Origin of the sequence: Streptomyces carpinensis, assembly GCF_002154505.1 — a bacterium.
Classification (GTDB): domain Bacteria; phylum Actinomycetota; class Actinomycetes; order Streptomycetales; family Streptomycetaceae; genus Streptomyces; species Streptomyces carpinensis.
Genome location: NZ_MUBM01000306.1, coordinates 1 through 2,229, shown reverse-complemented (window position 1 = coordinate 2,229; position 2,229 = coordinate 1). Strand labels below are relative to the sequence as shown.

Annotated in this window: 2 protein-coding genes; one reads left to right on the top strand and one right to left on the bottom strand. The window is 69.4% G+C overall.

Annotated elements, in window-relative coordinates; translation table 11 throughout:
• Positions 1 to 1,562, bottom strand: a 1,562-nt coding sequence (locus BZY54_RS35320; protein WP_086729406.1) for an acyl-CoA mutase large subunit family protein, incomplete at its 3' end; no start/stop codon positions are given.
• A 100-nt stretch (positions 1,563 to 1,662) separates the two neighbouring features.
• Here BZY54_RS35320 and BZY54_RS35315 point away from each other — a divergent pair.
• A partial coding sequence (locus tag BZY54_RS35315) for a TetR/AcrR family transcriptional regulator (protein WP_086729405.1) occupies positions 1,663 to 2,229 on the top strand: 567 nt, incomplete at its 3' end.

The window sequence follows — 2,229 nt, the reverse complement described above, 5'->3', positions numbered from 1 at the left end:
ACGCCCCAGACGTCGCGCAGGGCGTGGGAGACCTCGCCGACCGTGGCGGACAGGCGCAGGGCCTCGCGCATCGGTGGCAGGACGTTGTCGGTGCCGCGCGCTGCGGTGCGCAGGGCGTCCAGGGCGCGCTCGACGGCGCCGTTGTCGCGTTCTTTGCGCAGGGCCGCGAGGCGTTCGCACTGGTCGACCTCGATCTGCGGGTCGACGCGCAGCGGCTCGTAGGGCTCTTCCTCGTCCAGCACGTACTTGTTGACGCCGACGACGGTCCGCTGCTGGTTGTCGATCTCCAGCGCCGTCCGGTACGCGGACTTCTCGATCTCGGACTTCTGGAAGCCCTGCTCGATCGCCTCCACCGCGCCGCCGCGCTCCTCGACGGCCTGGATCAGTTCCAGGACCGCCGCTTCGAGGTCGTCGGTCATGGACTCCATGACGTAGGAGCCGGCGAAGGGGTCGACGGTCTTGGTCACGTCGGTCTCGTAGGCGATGACCTGCTGGGTGCGCAGGGCGAGCCGGGCGGCCTTCTGGGTGGGCAGGGCGATGGCCTCGTCGTAGGAGTTGGTGTGCAGGGACTGCGTGCCTCCGAGGACCGCGCCGAGGCCCTGGAGGGCGACCCGGACGAGGTTGACCTCGGGCTGTTGCGCGGTCAGCTGCACACCGGCGGTCTGGGTGTGGAAGCGCAGCATCTGCGACTTGGGGTTCTTGGCGCCGAACTCGTCGCGCATGATGCGGGCCCAGATGCGGCGGGCGGCGCGGAACTTGGCGATCTCCTCCAGCAGCGTGGTCCGGGCGACGAAGAAGAACGACAGGCGCGGCGCGAAGTCGTCCACGTCCAGGCCCGCGGCGATCGCGGTGCGCACGTACTCCTTGGCGTTGGCGAGGGTGAACGCGATCTCCTGTGCGGGCGTGGCCCCCGCCTCGGCCATGTGGTAGCCGGAGATGGAGATCGTGTTCCAGCGGGGCAGCTCCTGGTGGCAGTAGGCGAAGATGTCGCTGATCAGCCGCAGGGACTGCTGGGGCGGGAAGATGTAGGTGCCGCGGGCGATGTACTCCTTGAGCACGTCGTTCTGGATGGTGCCGGTCAGCCGGTCGCCGGCGGCGCCCTGTTCGGCCGCGACCAGCTGGTACAGCAGGAGCAGGGTCGAGGCGGGGGCGTTGATCGTCATCGACGTGGACACCTTGTCCAGGGGCAGACCCCGGAACAGGGTGCGCATGTCCTCGATCGAGTCGATGGCCACGCCGACCTTGCCGACCTCGCCCCGGGCGATGGCCTCGTCGGAGTCGTAGCCCATCTGCGTCGGCAGGTCGAACGCCACGCTCAGGCCGCCCGTCCCGGCGCCGACCAGCTCGTGGTAGCGCTCGTTGGACTCCTTCGCCGTGCCGAACCCGGCGTACTGCCGCATCGTCCACGGCCGGCCCGTGTACATCGTCGGATACACGCCACGGGTGAACGGGAACTTCCCCGGGGCGCCCAGTGCGGCGTCCGCGTTGAATTCCGTCAGCGCCCGGCCGTCGTAGAGCGGCCGGATCGGCAGACCGGACTCGCTCTGTGCCACGGAATCCACGCGGACCTCCTCTGGTACTGGATCTCTACATGACGGTACTCAGTACCATCAGAGAGGGCAAGTGGTCTCCGAAGGGCGGGACAGGGAAGGATGGGCGCTCATGAGCAAGCCACCCGCGCGGATCCGACTCGCCGACGCCGCCTTCGCCCTCTTCGACGAGCGCGGATACGAGCAGACCACCGTCGACGACATCGCCGAACGGGCCGGTGTGGGACGTACGACGTTCTTCCGGCACTACCGGTCCAAGGAAGCGGTCATCTTCCCCGACCACGACCGGCTGCTCGAACTGATCCGGGACCGGCTGGCGACCTCCAGTCACAGCACCGCCCTGGTCGCCGTCTCGGACGCGGTCCGCCTGGTGCTGCTCCACTACATCGACGAGGGCGACCTCGCACGCCGTCGATACGCCCTGACCAGCAAGGTGGGCGCCCTGCGCGACCGCGAGATCGCCAGCGTGGCCCGCTACCAGCGGCTGTTCCGCGAGTTCATCGCGGACTGGATGGGCGACCCCACGGAGTCGGCGTCACTGCGGGCCGAGCTCATGGCGGCGTCCGTGGTCGCCGCCCACAACCACGTGCTGCGCCGGTGGCTGCGGGGCGAGTCCACGGACCCCGTGAGAGAGGTGGACGAGGCGATGGGCGAGGTGCTCGCCCTCTTCCCGGCACCC